The organism is Nakamurella antarctica (assembly GCF_003860405.1).
Lineage (GTDB): Bacteria > Actinomycetota > Actinomycetes > Mycobacteriales > Nakamurellaceae > Nakamurella > Nakamurella antarctica.
In genome coordinates this window covers 1,395,250-1,419,066 of sequence record NZ_CP034170.1, presented here as the reverse complement: position 1 = coordinate 1,419,066, position 23,817 = coordinate 1,395,250, and the positions used below count along the sequence as shown (strand labels likewise).

Genomic DNA, 23,817 nt, shown 5'->3' with positions numbered 1-23,817 from the left:
ATCGTGCCAGAAGTCATCGGAAATCCCGGGACGGGGTAGCTGCGATGACATCCAGAGCGGCGATCCGGTCAGCCACGATCGACATCGCTCCGCCGTCTCGCTCTACCATTCCACGAACTACCAGCGCCGATGCCCCTCTGGCCACGCGTCGGTATCGGGACCATAACCCCACGGAGACGATGACGTTGAGCATTCCCGTTTCGTCTTCGAGGTTGATGAAGATGACTCCCGAGGCCGTAGCGGGGCGTTGCCGATGCGTGACCATGCCAGCTACCAGGACTCGCGTGCCATGTTCTTTTGCTGCGAGGTCGACCGCGTTGGTAACCCCGATCCCGTCGAGATAGGGCCTGGAATATTCGGTGGGATAGCTAGAGGGCGAAATACCGGTGGCCCATAAATCCGCCACCGTCAATTCCAGGTCGCTCATCCCCGGGAGAGATGGGGCGTCCAAGCCCAGCAACGACCCTGGCAGCGTGCCTGCCCTGTCCCCCGCCGCCGCCCCCGCTCCCCACAACGCTCCCCGCCGATCGGCTGTCGCTCCTGCTGTTGCTGTTGCTCCTGCCGTTGCTGTTGCTCCTGCTGTGGATGTCGTTGCTGTCAGCGGGTCGAGGGCGCCCGCGGTTGCCAATGCTTCAGCTTGGACGCTGGTGAGGGTGACGGCTCTGGTGAGCTCGTCCAGTGTGGAGTAACCGTTTCCACGGGCTCCCACAATTTTTGCTGCTAACTCCGCGCTGATGGTGCGGACCTCACTCAAGCCCAGTCGGACTGCTGGGGCGCCGTCGTCCATTTCCAGATGCGCGTAGGCGAGCGATGCGTTGATATCAGGTCTGCGCACCGTGACGCCGTGTCGCTTTGCATCGGCGACTAGGGACTGCGGCGAGTAGAAACCCATGGGCTGGGCGCGTAGCAGCGCGGCACAAAACGCCGCGGGGTGGTGAAGTTTCAGCCACGATGAGTAAAAGACTAACGCCGCGAAAGACAAGGCATGGGATTCGGCAAACCCGAAATTAGCGAAGGCCAAAAGCCTTTCGTAAATGCGGTCTGCGATATCGCCAGTGATGCCATGCATCGATGCCATTCCCTCGTACAGCCTCGCTCGCATTTTCTCCATTTTGGCCGTCGACCTTTTGGATCCCATCGCCCGCCGCAGCTGATCGGCCTCCCCCGCATCGAAACCGGCGACATCGACGGCAAGCTGCATCAGTTGTTCTTGAAAGATGGGGATTCCTAGGGTCTTTTCTAACGATTTCTCCATCACTGGGTGGTCGTAGGTCACAGCTTCAAGTTTGTTACGCCTGCGGATATAGGGGTGGACCGCGTTGCCCTGGATCGGCCCGGGCCGAATTAACGCCACCTCCACCACCAAGTCGTAAAATCGGCGCGGCTTCAGTCGGGGCAGGGTTGCCATCTGCGCCCGGGATTCAACTTGAAAGACTCCCACCGAGTCCGCGCGCTGCAGCATCTCGTACACGGCCGGTTCTTCGAGGTCCAAAGTCGCAAAGTCGACCTCAACTCCCTCGTACTCTTTGACGAGATCGACCGCGTAATGCAGTGCGGAAAGCATTCCAAGACCAAGCATGTCGAATTTGACGAGGCCGATGGCAGCGCAATCGTCCTTATCCCATTGCAGCACCGATCGGTCCTTCATCCGGGCCCATTCCACGGGGCAGACTTGGGCAATGGGCCGGTCGCAAATCACCATTCCGCCAGAGTGGATAGACAGGTGCCGAGGCAGGTCCTGCACCTGCATCGCCAGATCCATTACCTCGACGGGGATGTCAATCTGCGCCTCGGGGCCCCTTTGCTGTCGCAATGGCGTCCAACCGTCGATCTGTTTGGAGTACGCATCCTGTTGGCCGGGCGAGTACCCCAGAGCTTTCGCCATGTCCCGGACAGCCATCCGCGGACGATAGGTGTTGACGTTGGCCACTTGTGCGGCGTGCTGGCGATCGTAGGTGTTGTAGACGTATTGGATCACTTCCTCCCTGCGATCGGACTCGATGTCGATATCAATGTCGGGGGGGCCGTCTCGTTCGGGCGCAAGGAACCGCTCGAAAAGCAACCCATAGCGCACCGCGTCGACGGCGGTGATTCCCAATGCGTAACACACCGCCGAGTTCGCGGCTGAACCTCTTCCCTGGCAGAGGATGTCGTTTTCCTTGCAGTACCGCACCATGTCGTTGACGATCAGAAAGTAGCCGGGAAAGTTGAGACCTTCGATCACCTGCAGTTCCCTTTCGATCTGCTGAAAGGCTCTGGGATTGGTCTCCGGCGATCCGTATCGGCTAGCAGCACCGATCATGGTCAATTCCCGTAGCCAGCTGTTTTCGTTATGGCCTGGTGGAACTTTGAAGGGGGGCAACTGCGGCGCCACTAGCGTGAGGTCGAAGGCGCACTCCGTGCCCACCCGTGCAGCGTTGGCAACCGCAGTGGGATAACGCCTGAACAAATGTGCCATCTCAGCGCCGGAGCGCAAATGCGCCGTCGGGCCGGATGGAAGGTAGCCATCGGCCTCTTCCAAGCTGTTCCGCGCCCGCACCGCCGCCATCGCCGCTGCGAGCCTGCTGCCAGACGGGTTGGCGTAGTGAGCTGCGGTGGTCGCCACTACCGGTAGTCCCCGCTCCGCAGCCAACTCAGCCAACGCGTCGTTGTCTTCATCGTCGGTGGGCAACTGGTGGGTCGTCAACTCAACCATCACATTGTCGTGGCCGAAACGGGCTGTAAGAGCATCGATTTCGTTACCAGCTGCGACTGTCCCCGCGGTTCGTAGTGCTCGTCGAACGGCGCCCTTACGACAACCCGTGAGCACCAACCAATGCCCTTGGGCTGCGGCTGCAAGGATATCGAGATCGTAAATAGGGCGGCCCTTTTCACCGCCGTCCATATGACCTTTACTGATCTGCTCAGAAAGTCGTCGATACCCCTCCTGCCCTCGCGCCAAAATCAATAGATGGGTACCGACCGGGTCAGAAATCCCCATTTGCGGTTCGGTTAATCCCAACGAAAGTTCAGCCCCGTAGAGCACTTTCATGCCAGCTTCAGCCGCTGCCTGTGCAAAGCGAACAACGCCGTAGAACCCGTCGTGGTCGGTGATGGCAATGGCGTCCAGATCCAGCCGAACCGCTTCTTCGATAAGGCTTTCCGGGGATGAGGAGCCGTCTAAAAAGCTGAAGGCTGAGTGACAATGCAACTCCGCATACGGCACTCGGGACTCTGGCCAAGATGGTTTCGTTGGCCGTGAATCTTCAACCAGCGCTGGAACCGCCACCAGCGCCGCTGGCTCTCGATGGATGGCTGCAGCGGCATCAGGTTTCGGGGCGCGACCAGAGAGCGCCCGCTCAAGTTCGGTCCACGGCACCGGTGGGTTGTGCCAGCCCATCAGTCGTATGTTCCTTCTACTATCCAGCCCACTTGGCTCAACGCCAGCAGCAGAGGGGGACCGGTCGCCAACGAAACTTGCAGCCTGGCGAGCACTGGATCTTTCCTCTTCTCCCACCACCGTTCATCCAACAGCCACGGTCCAGCCCACCCAATGATCCGAGACACCTTGCCAGTCGCGGCTGAGCACCACGACGGCTCCGCCGACAGCATGCCGCGCGGCGTGACTCGTACTGTGTCGCCGTGCGTGTCCAGCAGTGAGATCTGTTGGTCTCGAGGGGGTGTCGACACCGTGATTCTGGTGGGCGAGGGTGCAGACAACCGCCCCGGCCAGGGTGCGGCAGGGTCTTTGGTGGGAACACGCTCTTGGCCCCAAGGGATGAGTTCGACCCTCTGGCTCAGGTTTCGCCCCCCGGAAGCAAGCGGGCTTAAAACTGATTCCGGCCCTAACAGTCCTTGGATCCGCGCCAACGCCCATCCCGCTCGTTGGTCATCTTCCCCCGATGAACCCCACAACCCGTGCTGAATATGCCCGGCGGCCACTGCTTCCACCGGATGCAACGTGAGCATGGTGATCGCTCCCGGGCCGCCCAAATCCGATGAACCACTATTCGATACAACGGTGCGTGATGCAGTAAGCCATCCATCGAGTTGCCACCGCACTCGGTCGGCGGTAGCCGCGGGTGTCAACGGGGCCGCGCACCGCCATGTCCGCGAAAGTTCCTGGCCCCGTTCAGTAGTGGCACTGATAGTTAGCCGGGTACAGGCCAACCCCGCTGACGCCAAGCCCTGATGGAATCGCTCCGCTAAGGCGCGAGCGGCGAAAGCTGCCGTATCGACCCGCTCCAGCGGTGGATCGCAGACCTGCTCGATTGTGAGGTCGGTTGGGATGTGCCGCCGAGAGACGCTGCGCTCCGCTTTGCCTTGGGCAAGCCTGTGCGCCACCACAGCGTCGGCGCCGAATCTTGTGGCCACTTTAGATTCGGGTAGATCAGCAAAGGCTGCAAACGTGGTGATCCCCAAGCGTTGCAACAGGTTCACTAGTTCTTTACGCTCTGGCGGTGCAATAGCTGATTCGGCTGCTAATTCACGAATAGGCAGGTCACCACAAAAACGGGCTGATTCCCCCACCGGGATGATCCTGGAATGTCGAGCGGCTAAGACCGCTGGTGAAAGTGCGTCGGCCACCCCGATTCGGCATTCCACTCCCAGAGACTCGACCGCATCGATAATGTTTTCCGCGGCGCCTTGTTCACTACCAAAAAAACGTGCCGGGCCTCGCGCCGGGCAAGCAATCATTCCGGGGCGCAACACCTCTACTCCGGGTGCAAGTGACTCCACCAGTACAGTCACCGCCTCAAACTCGCGCGCATCCCGATCAGCATCGGCATGCAGCACCACAAGTTCTGGGCACCGCGACTGCGCCTCCCGTCGACGTTGCCCGATCGAAACACCCTCCGACCGGGCAGCAGCGGTGCAAGCGCGCACTCTGTTGGCCAAGAACACTGCTGCGGCCGCACTGGGGTGTTTACCCGCCTGCTTTAACGCGGTGACAACAGGCCAATCCGGACACCACACCACCAGGGTGCGGGTGCGGGAGATTTCGGCGTTCATCACGTAACCGACAAAGACACGTGCTCGATAACGCCGTGATCCGTCGCATGTGCGAGGCGGGCGGTTCTGGTCAGCACGGAATCAGTCATTGCCGCGACTACGTCAACGAGGCTGAACGGCTCCCCCAATGCACCCGCTCTAAGGCTTTCTGGAGAAACATCGCAGACATTCAAATCTGGATTACTCCCGGGATAAAGTTTGGGAGCCTGCGGCACACGTTGCCCATCGGGCCGCCAAAACGTTAGTCCCAGGCAGCCTCCACTGGTCGGCTTCCCCACCACCCGGAATCCACCTTCATGAACTGCCATGTGATGAAACCTGCAGAGCAGCGCCAGGTTATCTTGATCCGTGTGGCCGCCGTGCATCCAGTGAATGAGATGATGAGCCTCCAAGTGGGTACGTCGATGGCAGCCAGGGTAGCGACACCCGCCGTCGCGAATGCGCAATGCTCTGCGCATCGCTGGTGATATTTTTCTGGCCTTGCGCCCCACATTCAGCACGTTCTTGGCCGCGCCTTTGATCATCACCAGCACTGCGGTATCGCAGGCAAATCTCTCCATCGCCGGCGTATCTAAACCTGGCCCATCATCCAGGTGACAGATCCCCTTGTCAGCGGACCGCTCTGTAGAACAACCCTCAACCGGGGGCGCGACAGGGGAGGAGAACGCCTCCGGCCCGACATGTAGCACTATTAGCTGCCGGTCGTCACCTGAGGTTTCTGTCTGGCCAGCACTCAACGCTGATTTGGCCATAGAAACGAACGAATCCGCCACACTCATTGTCTGGTGGTTGAGATCTAATCGGTCGGAATCCGCCACAAGCTCATGCTGCGCACCCGGCCCTTGTGATTCCTGAAGGCCTGCCGCCTCAATCGCCGCCATGACTAGTGCACCTTCTTCAGCTGGTAGACGAGCAGACAGCACGAGCATCCCGTCGTCATCCCAGTAGGCTCTTGCGCGTCGAAGGCGCTGTTGATCAAGCCCGGCACCATCCGCTTTACGAAAGCCGCGTACGGTGCGTTCGAGTTGACTAGCGGTTTCCACAACAGCCAGATTCAATAAGGTCTGTTCGTCAACCCGTCCAGCGACCCGCGTGACAGATCGCACCTTTGAGTAGGACAGGACACCTCGCGCGAACTCATCAAGAATCAACGGTAACTGTGAGACCGCCCGAGCGACTCTGACGTATTCGCGCGCGGTGGCTGGCGACATGCTGCAGGTCCAAGCCAGCCAGTGGGCACACGATTTCATTCCCCACTGACTCCACCCCTGCAGGCGGTCGAACCGTTCGATCATCATGAGTAGCGCGCATGTAGCCACCGCGATACGCCCCGCGGTAGAACAAATTCGGTTCTCTAACTCGTCAACCGTCAGGCTCTCCGTATCTTCAACAGAGCGGCTCAGAACCGCGATGCCTTGCTCGTAACGCTCTGACTGAAACTCCTCATCGTGTTCCTCGTAACTTGCGGCAGCTCCCAGCCCCCACCCTGTCGCCAACAGTTCCGCCATTATCCCCACCCCTCTAATCGAACATTAGTTCGATAGTAGATCGTGGGTCCGACAGTCGCAATCAGCGTCCAAAACAGCGTCGCAAACAGGAAATGAGAGCCACCTCTATTCCAGCCTCACGCGTGCATCTTCTTCTCAGCCGCAGTGGGTCACGCTAGCTATGACCGCATTCGGACGATGCACGGTGCACGAGAAGAACCATGTGAAAAAGTCGGAGCAATCTATAGAAAAACCCTTTGCCCATGACACCTGTCGGCAGCTGGCCGCCGACTGCCACTGACGGCAGCCGACTGCTGGCCAGCCTGACGGCAGCCGGCTGCTGGCGGCTACTAGGGGTTAATTCGCGGTCGAGTTGTTTCCTTGACCGCATTGCGCATTGCGCATGGGAGAAATGCTCTGTGGCAGCGCTTCCGCGGAAACGCTGCCACGAAGCCCGCTGAGCAGCTTGCCAACGCAGCTTGCCAACGCAGCTTGCCAACGCAGCGTTGCCAACGCAGCTACCGGGGCGCTTCCGCGGAAGCGTCATCCGCGAACCATCACCCCCGAACCATCGCGATGAGCAAAATAAATAATTGGGGTGCATATTCGACTCGAAGTTGGCGCCGCCATCACCCACACCTCTGTGGATGAATATGCACTCTCAGCAATCCGAAGCGAAACGAGTCAGCCTGTGCGGGAAGCAATATATGGAGCGCCTCGAAGTTGCGCAACCGCTGGCACGAGACCGGCTGACGTGATGTGGACGCGGCCGTTCCCTTCCACACCTTCGCTGCGCAGCAGGATTCTGACCTCGCGAAATTGGCCCTGCGCACGCCGCCCGCGGAGCCTGACAACCAACTCGCGATCCCGCAGCCTGCCGTGACCCGTCCCCAAACCACCCCAGGCAGCTACCGATACGGATAGCGTCAGGTCGGCGCCAGCCCAGTCCCCCATCGCAACGAGGACGGTACCTCGTTGCTTTAACCGCGCGCTAAGTACTCGCAGTCGAGCAGGCGAGGCTAAAGGCCCGTGATAAGAAGCCACCGCTATCAGGTCCACGCCATCGGCAAGGACCGAAAGGACTTGCAGCAGATCAACTCCCGGGTTCGGGATCAGCACTACCCGGGCCAAGTCAACACCGAGCTCAGCTGCTGCCTGCATCCCTAGATCGGGCAGACCCACCAATGCCGACCAGGGTTTTGTGGGGCCAGCAAGCAAGGAAAAAAGCAAACTAGTAGTCCCCGCCCCCGCTTGGTCGTCGTCATCAACAACCAGACTGATAATTCCGCCTTTGGGCAAGCCGCCGCCGGGCAGCAGCCCAGCTAGCGCATCCGGCACTGGAAGCACAGAAGGTTCGACGGCTACCACGGGTGCCGTCTCCGCCAGCCGCCGACGTAATTCGATCAGTGTGGCTTCGCGAGTGGGGATGTCGAACATTTGTTCGATATTACAGCAGGGCGATCCACCGCGAAAGGACTTCAGCTCCCATATCTCCGGACTTTTCTGGATGGAACTGCGTTGCCGACAATGGGCCGTTCTCCACAGCGGCGACGAAACGGTCGCCACCGTGTTCTGCCCAGGTCACCACCGGCGGGGTGAAGGGGTCACTGACTTCCAGCTCCCACGCGCGAACGCCGTAGGAGTGCACAAAGTAGAACCTCGACTCTGGATCCATCCCCGCGAAAAGAGCTGAGCCGTTGCCGGACTTAACCGTATTCCAGCCCATATGCGGCACGATCGGCGCCTGTAGCCGCTCTACGGTTCCAGGCCACTCTCCGACCCCGTCCGTTATCTCACCATGTTCCACACCGCGCTCGAACAGTATTTGCATCCCCACGCAAATACCTAAAACTGGGCGGCCCCCTGCCAACCGGCGGCCAATCACCCGCTCCCCACGCACGGCGAGCAAACCGGCCATGCAGGCGGCGTACGCGCCCACTCCCGGTACTACTAACCCGTCAGCCTCTTGGGCAGCCGCGAGGTCGCTGGTTACCTCGACATCTGCGCCAGCCCTCCGCAACGCCTTCGCCGCGGAGGCGAGGTTGCCGGAGCCGTAGTCAAACACCACGACCTTCTTCATCTGATCGCCCACAACACGCCACCGACAGCGGCGGCTACCGTCACCACTCCCAGCACGATCGACGCAATCCGCGAAGTTTTCCACAGTGAGAAGGAACCACCAGCTAAAAATCCTGCTAGGCCAAGCAGGACGATGGGTTCCCAGGTCACAGCACGCCTTTGGTAGAGGGAATGCCGCTCACTCTGATATCGGGCTCGACAGCCGCACGCAACGCCCTGGCCACCGCTTTGTATTGCGCCTCGCAAATGTGATGCGGATCCCTGCCGGACAATACCCGGACGTGCAGCGCAATGTGGGCGTGAAAAGCTAAGGAGTCAAACACGTGCCGATTCAAAACCACTGGATAGTTGTTTCCCACTGTGAAGCCGAGGATGGATTCAGGCTCTCCCGTGTGCACGCAATACGGGCGCCCAGAAAGATCAACCGCAGCGTGCGCTAATGCCTCATCCATCGGAATGAAGGAGTCGCCGAAGCGCCGGATACCCGCCTTGTCCCCCAGCGCTTGACGAAGTGCCTGCCCGAGCACAATCGCAGTATCTTCCACCGTGTGGTGGGCGTCGATGTCGGTATCGCCGGTAGATTTAACAGTCAGGTCGAATGAGCCGTGCACCCCGAAAGCTGTCAACATGTGGTCGTAGAAACGGACACCGGTGGAGATGTCTACTTGGCCACTTCCATCCAGGTTCAGTTCAACCAGAACGCTCGATTCGCTGGTCACACGTTCAATCCGAGCGGTCCGATTCACTGTTATTGCTCCTTCATTTTTGCGTAAATGTCTTCGGTGACTTTCAGAAAACTGTCGTTATCCGCAGGCGTACCGATGGAGGCCCGTAGGTATCCGGGAATGTGCAGATCGCGAATCAACACCCCGCCGTCCAGATACGCCTGCCAGGCCGCAGCTGCATCGGCAAACATGCCGAACAGGATGAAGTTTGCATCGGAATCCACGACGGTGACACCCAGTAACTGCAGAGCCGCCACCACTCGGTTTCGTTCTGAAATCAGCACCGCTACCGACGCCAAGGTCGACTCGGCATGACGCAGCGCTGCCAACGCGGCCGCTTGAGTCAGCGCCGACAGGTGATAGGGCAATCGCACCAACTGTAAAGCGTCAATGACGGCCGGTGCAGCGGCAAGATATCCCAGGCGTCCGCCGGCGAAAGCGAATGCCTTCGACATCGTTCGCACCACCATCAAGCGACCCGGGAATTCATCAATCAAGGTGATAGCGCTGGGCCTGCCGGAAAACTCCGCATAGGCCTCGTCGACGATTACCATCGATTCGCTGGCAAGTACCAGACGGCGAATGTCGGCGATCGGCAGCGATGCGCCCGTGGGGTTGTTCGGGCTCGTGACAAAGAGAACATCGGGCTTTTGCGCAGCAACGAGGGAGACTGCCGCATCCATGTCGACGCTGAAATCCGCCAGCCTGGGCATCTGCAACCACTGCGTCTGAGTGCCGGAGCTAATAATGGGATGCATCGAGTAAGACGGCACAAACCCCAACGCAGTCCGGCCAGGCCCACCGAAGGCCTGCAGAATTTGCTGAAGAATTTCGTTGGAACCATTAGCGGCCCAGACGTTGTCGACTCCCATTTCGATCCCGGTGGCGCGCGTCAAGTAACAGGCGAGTTCGGCCCGCAGCTCGGTAGCGTCCCGATCGGGGTACCGGTGCAGGTCTGCAGCGGCAGCCGCCACCGACGCGGTGAGATCCGCGATCAGTTCGGCTGATGGTGGAAAAGGATTCTCGTTGACGTTGATCTGCACCGGTGTGGTCAATTGCGGTGCGCCATAGGGCTTGTGGCCCACAAGGTCCGACCGCAGCGGAAGATCGCTCAGCAATACTCGATCCCCCATCATGATTCAAATCTCGCACTCACCGCTTCACCGTGGGCGGGCAGATCCTCAGCTTTCGACAACACCAGCACATGGTCGGCCACTTCGCGCAGCGCGCCAGCATCGTAGGTGACCACTTGCAGTGATTTCAGAAAGGTAGTGACGTTCAACCCGGACGAGAACCGGGCCGAACCGGTGGTGGGAAGTACATGGTTGGAGCCCGCGCAGTAATCGCCCACCGACACGGGTGTGTAAGAGCCGACGAATATAGCGCCAGCATTGCGGATCCGGGCCGCAACCGCTGCAGCATCAACTGTTTGGATCTCCAAGTGTTCGGCGGCATAGGCATCCGCGACCGCAACGGCGTCATCAATTGAACTAACGAGCACCGTGGCCGACTGCCGACCAGAAAGCGCCTCGGCCACCCGAGCGGCGTGTTTAGTCGCGGGCACGCGAACAGTTAGCTCTGCGTCCACCTGCGCGGCAAGGGTTTCCGAGGTGGTGATCAGCACCGAGGAGGCTAACGGATCGTGTTCTGCCTGCGAGATCAGGTCCGCAGCGACATGTACGGGGTTTGCCGAATCGTCTGCGATGACAGCGATCTCGGTCGGACCCGCCTCCGAGTCGATAGCAACAGTTCCACGTAACAGTCGTTTAGCGGCGGTGACGTACACGTTCCCCGGACCCGTGATGACGTCCACCCCGTCGATGACGGTGCCGTCGGTATCCACCGCACCGTATCCCAACAGCGCAATTGCCTGCGCGCCGCCGGCGGCGTAAACCTCATCGATCCCGAGCAAAGCGCAGGCGGCAAGAACGTTTCCGTCCGGCCAACCGGTGCTGCGCTGCGGCGGCGAAGTGACGGCAATCCCATCAACGCCCGCCACCTGCGCCGGCACCACGTTCATCACCACACTTGAGGGGTAGAGCGCGAGGCCACCCGGTACGTACAGCCCCACGCGCCGTACCGGAACCCAGCGCTGGCCGACCACGGCGCCTACGGCGATTTCGGTGACGGTTTCCACGGGCATCTGCGCTTGGTGTCCGAGGCGGGCCCGGCTGATCGATTCTGTCAACGCGGCGCGAACAGCGGGATCCATGGATTGCAGAGCTTCCGCGATCACCGACGCGGGCACCCGCAGTGTGGGTGGCCTTACGCCATCGAACTTCTCGGTTGCATCAAGCACCGCACTCGCGCCGCGTTCGCGGACATCGGCCACCAGCGTCGCCACTGTTGCAGCGGCCGCGGCCGTATCCGAAGTGCCACGGGGCAGCGCCGCCCGGATGTCGCCCAGTCCAGCGCGCAGGTCGATTCGATTCAACTTCATGACACCAGAGTATTAGAAGGTGCCAGCGGATTTTTCCGGCCGCTGGCGTGCTGAACGAGAGCGGACCGGCGGTGTCACCGGCACGCCGATGCGGCGATGATGCCGTTTTCTTACTGTGGGAGCGACTTGTGTGAGCTGCCAACGGGTATTTCTCGCCACCGGCACATCGGCACGCGTAAAAGCGTGGTGTGCGCCACCAGTAGAACCGTGCCGCACGGCTGGTGGCCGCGATCTACGTCACGGCGCCGCCGCCTAGCTACAGCGATCCCAAGCCTTGGGAGCACGGTGGCGCTCACCTCACAGGAAGACTTTCGGCCTCAGCGGGCCGTCCAAGTTCAGGTAGCCCGTTCCACGCAACCAGAAAGGTGTAGACCAAAACGGCGGCGGCGGGACCAGCGAGCAACATTGGCCAACCAGTGAGAACGGGCGGCGCAGTGACGATCGATTCAGTCTTTGACGGGCCGATACTGCTCGGCGCAGTGCCAGATGCCGCCCACTGGCCCACCAAACCTGCTTGCACTGAAGCAAGCGCAGCCGATGCAGTGACAACCACCAGCATCGGGTAGCCGCGATAGGGGCGCAGATGCCAGAGGGCAGCCGCGCCCACCACACCTACCGCCAGCCCGAGCAACGCAAAGATGGCGAAGTCGGTAAACCGGTTGAGCGACTCGGTCGGCAGCATCGCAAAGGTGCCGTCGGTGAAAACCTTGTATTTCGAACCGGGGGCCAAGAACGACCACACCAAGCCGTGGACGGCACCGACCGCGATTGCGCCCAGAATGATGAGCAAATACACCGTGAGCAAGGGATTTTTCATGCCAGGCAGTCCGCGCCGAGTAGGGCCTTGAGGTCGCCCATCAGCGCTGAAGTGATGGTGACCCGAAGCTGATCCTCCAACCCCAGCAGTACCACGCGCTGTCCGTTGAGGAGTCGCACCTGAACCTGGGTCGTGCCGGGGTGTGCTCGCAGCACATCTCTGAGCCTGTCTACCACCGGCGGGGTACACCGGGAGACTGCCATTGATACCTGCATGGGACCTCGATGGGAGTTGTCGGTTAAATCCGGCACGATCACTGATGTTGCGCGCAGGCTCAGTCGCTCATCGCTGCGCGAAACTTGGCCCTTAATCAGAACGATTGCGTCTTCGGCCAGATGCAACGACGCCTCCGCGTACACCTTCGGGAAGAACAGGACTTCGACACCGCCGACCAAATCTTCCAGGGTCGCCGATGCCCATGCATCTCCTTTTTTGGTGACGCGGCGACCTAATCCGGCCAGGATGCCACCGACGGTCACGGTGGCTCGGTCTGGCACGGTGCCGTCAAGAATGTCCGGAATGGTGGCGTCCGTCAGCTTTGCCAGTACGTGCTCGACGCCGGCAAGCGGGTGACCAGACACATACAGTCCCAGCATCTCGCGCTCAAACCCCAAGCGCAGCTTGGTATCCCATTCGGTGTCCGGAATGGTGATCGCGAACGCGCCGCCTGTGTCTTCCGCGCTCATCTCGCCGAAGAGATCGAACTGCCCGGCAGCTTCAGCCTTCTTGACGTTCATCACCGAGTCAACAGCCTCGATATGCACCATCAGCAAGCCCTTGCGCGGGTGGTTCAACGAATCAAACGCACCGGCTTTGATCAGCGATTCGATGACCTTCTTGTTGCAGGCAACGGCATCAACTTTCGAGAGGAAGTCGGAGAAGTCCGTGTACTTTCCTTTTTCCTTCCGCGAACTTGTCAGTGAGGCAACCACACCGGTACCGACGTTGCGGATGGCCGAGAGTCCGAAGCGGATATCGGTTCCCACCGGGGCGAAGTCGCGTTCAGAGGAGTTGACATCCGGCGCGAGGACTTTGATCCCGCGGGCTCGACATTCCGCGAGATAAATCGCCATCTTGTCTTTGTCATCCCCTACAGAGGTGAGCAACGCGGCCATGTATTCAGCGGTGTAGTTGGCCTTGAGATATGCGGTCCAGTACGACACCAGTCCGTAGGCGGCCGAGTGCGCCTTGTTGAAGGCGTAGTCGGAGAACGGGAGCAGGATGTCCCACAGGGCCTTCACCGCGGCAGCGGAGAATCCGCGCTCGTGCATCCCAGCAGAAAAGCCCTCGAACTGCTTGTCCAGCTCGGACTTCTTCTTCTTACCCATGGCGCGGCGCAGCAGATCGGCTTGGCCGAGGCTGAAGCCAGCGACTACCTGGGCGATGGCCATCACCTGCTCCTGATAGACGATGAGACCATAGGTATCGCCAAGGGTTTCAGCCAGCGGCCCCTCCAGCTCCGGATGAATAGCCACCACCGGCTTGCGACCATTTTTACGGTCGGCATATTCGTTATGCGAGTTCGCGCCCATCGGCCCCGGCCGGTAGAGGGCGCCGACGGCCGAGATGTCCTCGAAATTATCGGGTTTCATCGAACGCAGGAGCGCCCGCATCGGTCCGCCGTCGAGCTGGAAGACACCCAGGGTGTCCCCGCGGGCCAGCAACGCGAAGGTGTTGGGATCGTCGAGTTCCAAATCTTCCAGCACCACCGTCTCGCCGCGGTTGGCTTTGATATTGATCAACGCATCGTCAAGGACCGTGAGGTTGCGCAACCCCAAAAAGTCCATCTTGATCAGGCCGAGAGTTTCGCACGTCGGGTAGTCGAACTGGGTGATGATCGCCCCGTCCAGCTCTCGCTTCATGATCGGAATCAAGTCCAGCAGCGGGTCCGAGGACATGATGACCCCAGCGGCGTGCACGCCCCACTGTCGCTTGAGGCCCTCAAGCCCCTTGGCCGTTCCAATGACGCGGGCCACCTCAGCGTCAGACTCCACCAGCGCGCGGAACTCTGCCCCCTCGGAGAAGCGGGGGTCGGACGGATCAAAAATCTTCGACAGCGGGACATCTTTACCCATCACGGGCGCGGGCATCACCTTGGTGATGCGGTCGCCGACGGAGAATGGCATGCCCAGCACGCGAGCGGCATCCTTGACCGCCTGTTTCGCCTTGATAGTGCCGTAAGTGACGATCTGCGCGACGCGGTCGTCACCGTACTTGTCTGTCACGTAACGGATGACGTCGCCGCGGCGGCGTTCGTCGAAGTCGATGTCGAAGTCGGGCATCGAGACGCGGTCGGGGTTGAGGAAGCGCTCGAACAGCAAGCCATGCCTGATGGGATCCAAGTCGGTGATCCGCATGGCGTAGGCGACCATCGAGCCCGCGCCGGAGCCGCGGCCCGGCCCGACCCTGATTCCGTGCGTCTTCGCCCAGTTGATGAAGTCGGCCACCACCAGGAAATACCCGGGGAAATTCATTCCGAGGATGACGTCAACCTCGAAGTCCGCCCTCGATTGCACCTGTTCGCTGATGCCGTTCGGATACCGAGACACCAAACCCCGCTGAACTTCTTTGGTGAACCACGACTTCTCGGTCTCACCGCTCGGCAGTGGGTACTTCGGCATATACGAAGAGCTGGTGTCGAAGGTGGTCTCGCAGCGTTCGGCGATCAGCAGCGTGTTGTCGCAGGCTTCGCGAAGCTGATACTTGCCTTCCCAGAGCGCGCGCATCTCGGCCGGCGACTTGAGGTAAAAGTCGCGGGCGTCAAACTTGAATCGGTTCGGGTCATCCAAGGTTTTGCCCGATTGCACGCACAACAGTGCCTCGTGGGTGTCTGCGTCCTCCGGGTTGGTGTAGTGCAAATCGTTGGTGGCCACCAGCGGCAGGTTCAGCTCCTTGGCCAGCCGCAGCAGGTCCGTGATCACCCGCAGTTCGATACCCAGCCCGTGATCCATCAGCTCGACGTAAAAATTACCGTCACCGAAAATATCCGCAAATTCTGCCGCAGAGGCTTTCGCCCGCTCGAAATCGCCGATGCGCAGCAGGGTTTGGATCTCGCCGGATGCACACCCCGTACTCCCGATCAAGCCTTTCGAATACTCGGCCAACAACTCTCTATCCGCACGCGGCTTCCGGTAGAAGCCCTCCAACGATGATCTGGAGGAAAGCCGAAAGAGATTATGCATCCCTTCGCGCGAGGTCGACAGCAACGTCATGTGGGTATACGCGCCGGAACCGGAGATATCGTCTTCGCCGCCGCTTGCCCACCGCACCGGCTTCTTCTCAAACCGCGAAGTACCGGGCGTGAGGTAGGCCTCCATCCCGATGATGGGCTTGATCCCCGCTGCCGTGGCTTGCCGGTAAAAGTCGTAGGCGCCGAATACGTTTCCGTGGTCGGTCATCGCGAGCGCTGGCATGCCCATCTCGTTGGTTCGCTCAAAAAGCTGACCCAAACGTGCTGCGCCATCGAGCATTGAGTACTCGGTGTGCACGTGCAGGTGGACGAAGGAATCCTTCAACGACATGCTCGTCATCCTACTTTCGTCAAACGCGGCAGCTCAGCTGTTGCGAAGAATGGTCAGCGCATCATTCAGGTCCTGCGGATACGGGCTGGAGAACTGGACGTGTTCTCCCGTTCCAGGATGCTTAAACGCCAGCGAGTGTGCATGCAGCCACTGCCTTTTCAAGCCCACGGTAGCTGCCAGCTTCGGGTCGGCGCCATAGGTGATGTCGCCGACCAGAACGTGATGGAGAGCCGAGAAATGCACCCGAATTTGATGGGTACGGCCGGTCTCCAACCGGACCTCGACCAACGTCGCCGCCGGGAACATTTCGAGGGTGTCGTAGTGCGTGATCGAGTCACGCCCTTCCGCCACTACAGCGAATTTCCAATCCGACTTGGGGTGCCGGCCAATAGGGGCGTCGATCGTGCCCGATGACGGGTCGGGGTGCCCCTGCGCGATGGCATGGTAGATCTTTTCCACCGTGCGCTCCTTGAACGCGGTCTTCAGCGCGGTGTAGGCCCGGTGGCTTTTAGCCACCACCATCGCGCCCGTAGTGCCAACATCGAGCCGGTGCACAATGCCTTGCCGCTCCTGCGCGCCGACCCTCGCGACGGCCACACCGCGGGCAGCGAGCACGCCGGTCACGGTTGGTCCGTCCCACCCTGGACTTGAATGCGCCGCCACGCCTACGGGTTTGTCCACGACGACGATGTCCTCGTCCTCGTACAAAAGCCCCAACCCGGTGACATCAGCAACCACCACTGGGGGACGCCGCTCGAGTTCCGGCAGCGTGATCTCCAGCCAGCTCCCCGGCAGGAGCCGCTCCGATCGAGGTACCACTGCGCCGTCGATCTGCACGCCGCCGCCGTCAATAATGGCGGCTACGGCAGTCCTGCTCATTCCGAGCAGACGCGCTAAGCCCGCATCCACCCGTTCTCCGGCCAGTCCATCAGGAACCGGTAGGGACCGGAGTTCACTCACTGGGTGTTGCCTCTTTCTGCTGGCGTTTCTTGTCCTTGGAGCGGGTCCCGTCGTAGTCGACGCCGCTCAGTGCGGTGAGGACAAGCAGGATGCCACCGATGGTGATGCCGGAGTCGGCAACGTTGAAGATCGGGAAGTGTTCGGCGTTAGGGCCAAAGACCGATACAAAGTCGACCACGTGGCCCTGAAAAAACCCAGGAGAGCGGAACACGCGATCGCCAAAGTTCCCGATAGCGCCGCCGAGGATCAGGCCGAGTGAAACGGTCCACGCGGTGGATCGCAAACGAGGGGCCATGTAAATGATTCCGATGATCACGGCCAGCATGATGGTGGACAACACCCACGTCATCCCCGTCGCCAGCGAGAAGGCGGCTCCCGGATTCCGAATGAGAGAGAAGTACACTGCGCCGCCGAGGATGCGTGGTTGGTCAGCAGCCGGGGTGGTTTCGCTCAGGGTTGCCACCGCGATCAGCTTGGTGATCAGGTCCGCCACTACTATCGCCAGGGTGAGGCCCGCAAGCAACGCTAATTTGCGCGATGGCACTGGCCGCTCGCTCGAAATTTCCGGCCTTATTGGGATCTGTTCCGTCACCTCCTCAGTGTCCCACTCATTCGGCCATTCGTTTATCCGCTCATGTATCCGTGCGCCTGCCGTCCTCGCCGAACCACGAGGCCAACGCTCCCCCGCGCCCTACCGCGCGAAGCCTGCGCTCGGTGATACCCAGCACCTTTTCGGGCACCACCACCAGCATCTGATCACCGCTCTGGAGCCTGGTGTCGTTGGTTACGGGGATCGAGACCCCGGCGCGCAGCACCAGGGACACCGTCGCTTGCTTGGGCAGTCGAAGCTCGTTGACGTAGACGCCGTGCAGCCTGGACCCTTCCGGGATCTTGATCTGCAGGAGTTGGGCCTTCATCTCCTCCAGCGGCGCGGCGTCGACCTCGACCTCGGTGGGTTCGGACGCGTCCACTGCCCCCAGCTTTCGCGCTACCCAGGGCAGGCTGGTTCCCTGGATGAGGGTGTAGATGATGACGATAATGATGACGACGTCGATGAGAAGGCGAGAGTTCTCGTCCCGCCCGCCACGCAGGAAGAGCGGGATCATCGCCAGCACGATGGGTACCGCTCCCCGCAACCCTGACCAGGAAAGCATCGCCTGCTCCCGCCAGGGCACTCGGAACGGGGTGGCCGCAGCGATGACGGACAACGGTCTGGCTACCAACAGCACAAAGAGCCCTAGGACAACACCGATCCCCAGAGCCGCCGGAAGTCGGGTGGGGTCGACGTACAGACCCAGCATGACGAAGAGCCCAATTTGGGCAATCCATCCCAGCGCCTCGGCAAAGGACGCGGTGGAAACCCGGTGCGGCAGCTGGGCGTTGCCGAGCCACAGAGCCGTGACGTAAGTGGCCATGAAGCCCGACGAGTGTGCGAACTGGCCGACCGCGTAGGACCCACAGATCAGCGCCACCGTCGCGAGGGGGTAGAGCCCAGCACTGGGCAGTGCGCCCCGTCGCAACCACCAAGCCCCCACGTAACCCAGCACGGCACCAATCGCGGCGCCAGCGAGCAGTTCGTACAGCACTAAAAACGGTGCCGTCCAGGAAATCGCGGTGTTTGAAGCCAATAGCAAAACAGCGATAACGACTGGGGCGTCGTTGAAACCAGATTCAAGTTCCAATGCTGCCGCAAGTCTGCGCTTCACGCCGACTCCGCGGAGCACGGAAAAAACTGCGGCAGCGTCAGTGGACGAGAGCACCGCGCCCCAGAGAAACGAGGTACGCCAATCGAAGCCCATCAGCACGTGCACCCCAACGCCTACCACCGCCACCGACACCACCACTGACACCGTGGAAAGTGCGATACCCAGGCCGAGGGCCGGTCGCACGCGACTCCACCGCGTGGACAGGCCGCCTTCGGCCAGGATGAACACCAGGGCGCCAAAGCCTATTTGTTCGGTCAGCAGGGTGTTTTGTTGGGTGGTTCCAAATTCGATGCCGAACCCCGCATTGCCAAGAAGAACACCGATGCCCAGGTACAACAGCAGTGATGGCATGCCGATTTTGCGCGCAAACCTGATAGCAAGCAGGGCTAGAAGGAGAACGACCGCGCTGATACCCAGAACCTGCTCGAGCGATTCCATCGTCACGGCGTCAGGGCTCCTTGTCGGGTCTAAGGCGTTGCAGCGGCGAAGGAACGCGCCCGGGTGATACCGAGCGCTTCCAAGATTTCCAGGGTGGCTCGGGATTTGTTCATGGTGTAAAAGTGCAACGTTGGGACGCCTTCAGCCAGCAGTTGCCGGCACATCTCGATGGCGAATTGAACGCCTTCGGCCCTGGTGGCCTCTGGATCGTCGGCAATGGGCGAGAATCGGTCGATGACGGCCTGCGGCACCTGTTGTCCAGCCATCAATGCCTGGCGGGCGATGCCCTTCCAGGAAGCGATGGGCATGATGCCTGGGACCAACGGCTTGTTGACTCCCGCGGCGCGAAGGCGATCCCGGAGCCGCAGGTAATCGGTCGCCGAAAAGAGCATTTGGGTGGTGGCGAAGTCGGCGCCCGCGTTGAGCTTTTCGACCAGGTACCGCATATCGGATTCTTGATCCACCGATTCGGGGTGCATCTCGGGAAACGCCGCAACTCCCACGGTGAAATCTCCGAGCGACTTGGCCAGGCGCACCAAATCCGATGCGTATTTCAGCCCACCCTCGGCGGCTTGGTACTTGGCTGTCACATCCCCGGGCATATCTCCACGAAGGGCAAGGATGTTGCGCACCCCCACGGAGGCGTAGGACCCAATGACGTGGCGCAGCTCAGCGACGGTGTGGTTCACCGCGGTGAGGTGCGCAATCGGGACGAGGGTGGTTTCGGTGGCAATCCGGCCCGTAATGCGGATGGTGCGATCGCGGCTGGAACCGCCTGCACCGTAGGTCACCGAGACGAAAGCGGGGCGAAGGGGCTCGAGCTCGCGAATTGTTCGCCACAGTTGAATTTCCCCCGCATCGTCCTTGGGAGGAAAGAACTCGACTGAGAACTGGGCACCACCGGCGGACAGTCGGTCGATGACAGTCTCCATAGCAGGAGAGCCTACTGTGAAGCGGTGCACAGTCCTGCCAACATCCTTGACGTTCCACGCTCGGTGACCACGCTTTTAGCTGCGGAACTGGCCAGCCGCAGAGCTGACGTGAGCAACATCGACCCACGCCTTGGCGAGCTGGTTGACCACCTGATCACCTTCACCCTGCAGGGCGGGAAGCGACTGCGACCGCAATTTTTGATCTGGGGCTGGCGCGCGGTAAGGCCCGACTCGGAAGAACTGCAGCCGGCTTTGCTGCGGGCCGCCGCGTCATTGGAGTTAATCCAAACCTGCGCGTTGATGCACGACGACATCATCGACAGGTCCGAGACCAGGAGAGGGGAGCCCAGCACACATCGAGCGGTGACGAAAGGCCATGCGGGACAAGGCCTATCTGGCGATGGCGACCACTTCGGTACCTCACTTGCGCTCTTGCTGGGAGACCTGGCACTCGCGTGGGCCGACGACATGTTCACCGAAGCGGCGCTGGCGCTGGGCCGAGCCAAGGAAGCAATGCCCGTCTGGCGCGCGATGCGCACCGAAGTCCTCGCCGGGCAAATGCTCGATGTCGCCACAGCGGCAGCAAATCACAGCGACCCCGCGCTTCAAGCCGCCGACGCTATGGCGGTGAACCGCTACAAAACGGCGGCCTACACGGTAGAGCGGCCACTGCACCTCGGGGCCACACTTGCCGGCGGCTCGGAAGCCGTCATCGCCGCGCTGCGCAGTTACGGCGAGGATATTGGGATCGCGTTTCAGCTCAGGGACGACCAGCTCGGCGTCTTCGGGGAGCCCTCCATCACGGGCAAACCCGCGGGGGACGACCTCGTCGAAGGCAAACGCACGCTGCTGCTTGCGCGGGCCCGAGCCGACCTGGAAGGGATGCCGGAGTTAGCCGAACTCGACGCCGGAATCGGCGCCGTAGCCGACGCGCAACGAGTAGGACGCCTCACCTCGATCATCGCGGGCACTACCGCCGTTCAACAGATCGAGTCCTGCATCGCGGAGCTCCACACCTCCGGCGTCGCCGCGCTGGCCGATCCGTCGGTGGACAGGGCAGCGGCGACGGCGCTCACCCTGCTCGCGGCAGCAGCGACCACCCGAACGTTTTAACTAAAAGCCGCTGGCCTGCGCTCTGCGTTTGATTTCGGTGCCTCTATTTTCTACCAGCGCATCCATCGGCGTGCCCGGCAGCGAATCATCCGACTCGTAGAGCCAGTCCAGTATTTCCTCATCGGTGTAGCCGGCGTCGGTCAGCAGCGTGATCACCGAGGGAAGATGCTTGGTGATCTCCCCGTCGGTGACGAATTCCGCGGGAACCCGCAGCACACCGTCCTTGCGCACGGCGAGGAGTTGGCGCTCGTTGATCAACTGGTGGACTTTAGTCACCAGAACGTCCAGGGCCTCGGCGATATCCGGAACCGGGACAAAAGTGGGAGTTGTTGGCACGTCACAAGGGTGCCACTCGACGCGCCGCAATGCCATTTCACCCCACAAGCCTTCGTCTGAGCATCGACTGAAATAGGATCATCTGTTGTGGACAGGCAAGGCGCTTCTGGGCTCGCCGGCACCGTACTGGATGGCCGGTACCGGGTCGGTTCCTTAGTCGCGCGCGGCGGTATGTCCACCGTCTATCGAGGTGTGGATCAAAGGCTTGGCCGCCCTGTGGCGATCAAGATCATGAAATCAGAATTCGCCGCCGATCACACTTTCCTGGCCCGATTCGAACGGGAAGCGCGATCCGCTGCCGGCCTGGGCCACCCCGGCGTGGTGTCGGTCTATGACCACGGCCGCGACGGCGACGTGGTTTTCCTGGTCATGGAGCTGGTGGATGGCGGCACTCTGCGAGATCTCCTGAAGCAGCAGGGCGCGTTGTCGGTGCCCGTGGCGCTCTCCATTTTGGAGCCGGTGTTGTCGGCCTTGTCGGCGGCCCACGAGTCGGGTCTTATTCACCGGGACGTCAAGCCCGAAAACGTGTTGATCTCCAGCAAGGGAGAGGTGAAAGTAGCCGACTTCGGCTTGGTTCGAGCGATCTCGTCGGCGACCATGATGACAGGCGACGTCATTCTCGGCACCGTCGCCTATCTCTCCCCGGAACAGGTCTCCACCGGATACGCCGACGCGAGGTCGGATGTCTACGCCGCCGGAGTCTTGGCCTACGAAATGCTAACCGGCAACCCGCCGTACTCCGGAGATAACGCGATTAGTGTTGCCTACCAACACGTTCACTCAGACATACCCGCGGTTTCCGAACAGGCACCCGGAGTTCCGGCGGCACTGGATGATTTGCTCCTTGATGCCACCAGCAGGGACTCAGCGGACCGCCCGGCCGACGCGGGCGCCTTCCTTGCCGAACTGATTGATATTCGCACGGCGCTGAGCCTTCGCCGGGTACCGGTACCTGTTCCCGCAGTGCCTGTTGCTCGACCCAGTGCCCACGGGCCCACCCGGTCCGGCACGAGGCCCATCCGTTCTACAGGGCCTTCGGCAACCCGGGCCGTCCGTCCCACCGCGACGGTGCGCACTGCTACCGATATCGCCGCGGAAGCGCATGTCGCACAAGTTCGCTCCGAACCCGTCACAGAGATGGTTCCACTCCCGCCCGCGCGCTCTCCCGGTCGAAAGCGGCGCCGACGACGGATGATCATCGTCGTCATCATCGTGGTCCTCCTCGGCCTCGGCGCCGCAGCTGGCGGATGGTGGCTCGGGTCGGGCCGCTGGACCGCTGTCCCGGCCCTGGTAGGCGCCAGCCAGGACACCGCGCAACAGCAGGCCGCTGACGCAAACCTCGTGGTAAGCGTGACATCGGCGTACAACAACTCTGTAGCCGCGGGGCGTGTGGTGTCTGTAGACCCACCCGTCGGTGATCGACAGTTGCGCGGCTCTCAGATAGTTATCACCGTGTCGAGCGGCAAACCGAAGGTGCCCTCGGTCGAACCAGGGAGCAGCCCCGCCGATGCGACGGCGGCGATCAAGGCCGCAGCACTCGTGGCTCTCGTCGATGAGTCACGCGGCGCCTTCGATGACGCGGTAGCAGCCGGACAGGTTGTCGCCACCGAACCGGCCGCCGGCAGCAGCGTCGACATTGGCAGCACGGTGACGGTGCTGATTTCCAAAGGGCCACAGCCGGCTATCGTCCCCCAGGTCTTTCACAAAGGGGTGCAGGACGCCGAAAATGCCCTGAAGGTAGCAGGTTTCAGCATTGGCGACCCCATCAAGCGGTTTGACGCGGGGCAACCGGCGGGCGTCGTTTTGGCGACTGTCCCCGCTTTCGCTGCCACGGTGCCCAAGGGCACACCGATCTCCCTGGTGGTGTCCAATGCCATCAAGGTGCCGGATCTGGCCAATAAAACAGCGGATCAAGTCGAAGCCCTTCTCGCCGGCCTTGGACTAAAACTCACCGTGGGCACAGCCACATTCGATGCCAATGTTGACGGTGGCCTTGCGATCTCCAGCTCGCCAGCCACCGACACACTGGTTAATCCGGCTACCCCCAACGTGACAGTGGTGTTCTCCAATGCCATCACGCTCCCTGATGTCACCGGTAAGAATCTTGATGAATCGGCCAAGCGCCTCGATAATCTCGGCGTCCGGGTGCTGACGTCGTCATTTTGGGGTTTCGGCGACAATGTGCGCAATCAAGAGCCCTCCGGTGGAACCCGGGTACCCCCGGGTTCCACCGTCTCCATCTCCACTGTTCCTTAGGTGGAGCATTTTGAC

At 61.2% G+C, this 23,817-nt stretch carries 18 protein-coding genes; 2 read left to right on the top strand and 16 right to left on the bottom strand.

Annotated features, from left to right (window positions below; all coding sequences use genetic code 11):
* Positions 1-13 precede the first annotated feature (13 nt).
* From EH165_RS06265 to metF, 15 genes are all read right to left on the bottom strand, one after another.
* On the bottom strand, positions 14-3,379 hold the full coding sequence (locus EH165_RS06265) for an error-prone DNA polymerase (RefSeq protein ID WP_124798561.1): 3,366 nt from the start codon (positions 3,377-3,379) through the stop codon (positions 14-16).
* Positions 3,379-4,992: a DNA polymerase Y family protein gene (locus tag EH165_RS06260; protein WP_124798559.1), complete on the bottom strand. Its 1,614-nt coding sequence runs from the start codon at positions 4,990-4,992 to the stop codon at positions 3,379-3,381. Before EH165_RS06260 ends, EH165_RS06265 begins: the two co-directional genes overlap by 1 nt.
* Positions 4,992-6,500 (bottom strand): HNH endonuclease signature motif containing protein, encoded by a 1,509-nt coding sequence (locus EH165_RS06255; RefSeq protein ID WP_124798557.1) that lies wholly within the window; start codon positions 6,498-6,500, stop codon positions 4,992-4,994. Before EH165_RS06255 ends, EH165_RS06260 begins: the two co-directional genes overlap by 1 nt.
* 663 nt (positions 6,501-7,163) lie before the next feature.
* Entirely contained in the window at positions 7,164-7,916 is a 753-nt protein-coding gene (locus EH165_RS06250; RefSeq protein WP_124798555.1) for a hypothetical protein, read from the bottom strand.
* A 10-nt stretch (positions 7,917-7,926) separates the two neighbouring features.
* Positions 7,927-8,559, bottom strand: a complete 633-nt coding sequence (hisH, locus tag EH165_RS06245; RefSeq protein ID WP_124800346.1) for an imidazole glycerol phosphate synthase subunit HisH — start codon at positions 8,557-8,559, stop codon at positions 7,927-7,929.
* On the bottom strand, positions 8,556-8,708 hold the full coding sequence (locus tag EH165_RS15380; protein ID WP_164479137.1) for a hypothetical protein: 153 nt from the start codon (positions 8,706-8,708) through the stop codon (positions 8,556-8,558). The genes hisH and EH165_RS15380 overlap by 4 nt, the downstream gene beginning before the upstream one ends.
* Positions 8,705-9,304 carry an imidazoleglycerol-phosphate dehydratase HisB gene (hisB, locus tag EH165_RS06240; RefSeq protein WP_124798554.1) on the bottom strand — a complete coding sequence of 200 codons (600 nt, stop codon included), beginning with the start codon at positions 9,302-9,304 and terminating at the stop codon, positions 8,705-8,707. Before hisB ends, EH165_RS15380 begins: the two co-directional genes overlap by 4 nt.
* A 2-nt stretch (positions 9,305-9,306) precedes the next feature.
* Positions 9,307-10,419, bottom strand: coding sequence for a histidinol-phosphate transaminase (locus EH165_RS06235; RefSeq protein WP_124798552.1), 1,113 nt, complete (start codon positions 10,417-10,419; stop codon positions 9,307-9,309).
* Positions 10,416-11,723: a histidinol dehydrogenase gene (gene hisD, locus EH165_RS06230; RefSeq protein WP_124798550.1), complete on the bottom strand. Its 1,308-nt coding sequence runs from the start codon at positions 11,721-11,723 to the stop codon at positions 10,416-10,418. Before hisD ends, EH165_RS06235 begins: the two co-directional genes overlap by 4 nt.
* Before the next feature lie 292 nt (positions 11,724-12,015).
* Positions 12,016-12,540, bottom strand: a complete 525-nt coding sequence (locus tag EH165_RS06225; RefSeq protein ID WP_124798548.1) for a DUF2567 domain-containing protein — start codon at positions 12,538-12,540, stop codon at positions 12,016-12,018.
* Positions 12,537-16,061 carry a DNA polymerase III subunit alpha gene (gene dnaE, locus EH165_RS06220; protein ID WP_124798546.1) on the bottom strand — a complete coding sequence of 1,175 codons (3,525 nt, stop codon included), beginning with the start codon at positions 16,059-16,061 and terminating at the stop codon, positions 12,537-12,539. Before dnaE ends, EH165_RS06225 begins: the two co-directional genes overlap by 4 nt.
* A gap of 33 nt (positions 16,062-16,094) precedes the next feature.
* Entirely contained in the window at positions 16,095-17,021 is a 927-nt protein-coding gene (locus tag EH165_RS06215) for an RluA family pseudouridine synthase (protein ID WP_124798545.1), read from the bottom strand.
* Complete coding sequence (gene lspA / locus EH165_RS06210; protein WP_239020736.1) at positions 17,014-17,613, bottom strand: signal peptidase II; 600 nt, start codon at positions 17,611-17,613, stop codon at positions 17,014-17,016. Before lspA ends, EH165_RS06215 begins: the two co-directional genes overlap by 8 nt.
* A gap of 40 nt (positions 17,614-17,653) precedes the next feature.
* Entirely contained in the window at positions 17,654-19,165 is a 1,512-nt protein-coding gene (locus tag EH165_RS06205; protein ID WP_124800344.1) for a potassium/proton antiporter, read from the bottom strand.
* Positions 19,166-19,194: 29 nt separating this feature from the next.
* Complete coding sequence (gene metF, locus EH165_RS06200; RefSeq protein ID WP_124798543.1) at positions 19,195-20,097, bottom strand: methylenetetrahydrofolate reductase [NAD(P)H]; 903 nt, start codon at positions 20,095-20,097, stop codon at positions 19,195-19,197.
* A gap of 24 nt (positions 20,098-20,121) precedes the next feature.
* Between metF and EH165_RS06195 the strand changes: the two genes are divergently transcribed.
* A complete protein-coding gene (locus EH165_RS06195; protein WP_124798542.1) occupies positions 20,122-21,210 on the top strand; it encodes a polyprenyl synthetase family protein in 1,089 nt (362 codons plus the stop codon).
* Here EH165_RS06195 and EH165_RS06190 read toward each other — a convergent pair whose 3' ends face one another.
* Entirely contained in the window at positions 21,211-21,582 is a 372-nt protein-coding gene (locus tag EH165_RS06190; protein WP_124798540.1) for an Rv2175c family DNA-binding protein, read from the bottom strand.
* Between the two features lie 51 nt (positions 21,583-21,633).
* Between EH165_RS06190 and pknB the strand changes: the two genes are divergently transcribed.
* Entirely contained in the window at positions 21,634-23,802 is a 2,169-nt protein-coding gene (pknB, locus tag EH165_RS06185) for a Stk1 family PASTA domain-containing Ser/Thr kinase (RefSeq protein WP_124798539.1), read from the top strand.
* Positions 23,803-23,817: the final 15 nt, after the last annotated feature.

What these genes read in the sequence shown, in the direction of transcription:
- EH165_RS06235 (WP_124798552.1), bottom strand. Translation starts at nt 10,419, where the DNA reads ATGATGGGGGATCGAGTATTGCTGAGCGATCTTCCGCTGCGGTCGGAC.
- EH165_RS06205 (WP_124800344.1), bottom strand. Translation starts at nt 19,165, where the DNA reads ATGGAATCGCTCGAGCAGGTTCTGGGTATCAGCGCGGTCGTTCTCCTT.
- EH165_RS06255 (WP_124798557.1), bottom strand. Translation starts at nt 6,500, where the DNA reads ATGGCGGAACTGTTGGCGACAGGGTGGGGGCTGGGAGCTGCCGCAAGT.
- hisD (WP_124798550.1), bottom strand. Translation starts at nt 11,723, where the DNA reads ATGAAGTTGAATCGAATCGACCTGCGCGCTGGACTGGGCGACATCCGG.
- metF (WP_124798543.1), bottom strand. Translation starts at nt 20,097, where the DNA reads ATGGAGACTGTCATCGACCGACTGTCCGCCGGTGGTGCCCAGTTCTCA.
- EH165_RS06225 (WP_124798548.1), bottom strand. Translation starts at nt 12,540, where the DNA reads ATGAAAAATCCCTTGCTCACGGTGTATTTGCTCATCATTCTGGGCGCA.
- hisH (WP_124800346.1), bottom strand. Translation starts at nt 8,559, where the DNA reads ATGAAGAAGGTCGTGGTGTTTGACTACGGCTCCGGCAACCTCGCCTCC.
- EH165_RS06265 (WP_124798561.1), bottom strand. Translation starts at nt 3,379, where the DNA reads ATGGGCTGGCACAACCCACCGGTGCCGTGGACCGAACTTGAGCGGGCG.
- EH165_RS06260 (WP_124798559.1), bottom strand. Translation starts at nt 4,992, where the DNA reads ATGAACGCCGAAATCTCCCGCACCCGCACCCTGGTGGTGTGGTGTCCG.
- EH165_RS06190 (WP_124798540.1), bottom strand. Translation starts at nt 21,582, where the DNA reads ATGGCATTGCGGCGCGTCGAGTGGCACCCTTGTGACGTGCCAACAACT.
- EH165_RS06250 (WP_124798555.1), bottom strand. Translation starts at nt 7,916, where the DNA reads ATGTTCGACATCCCCACTCGCGAAGCCACACTGATCGAATTACGTCGG.
- dnaE (WP_124798546.1), bottom strand. Translation starts at nt 16,061, where the DNA reads ATGTCGTTGAAGGATTCCTTCGTCCACCTGCACGTGCACACCGAGTAC.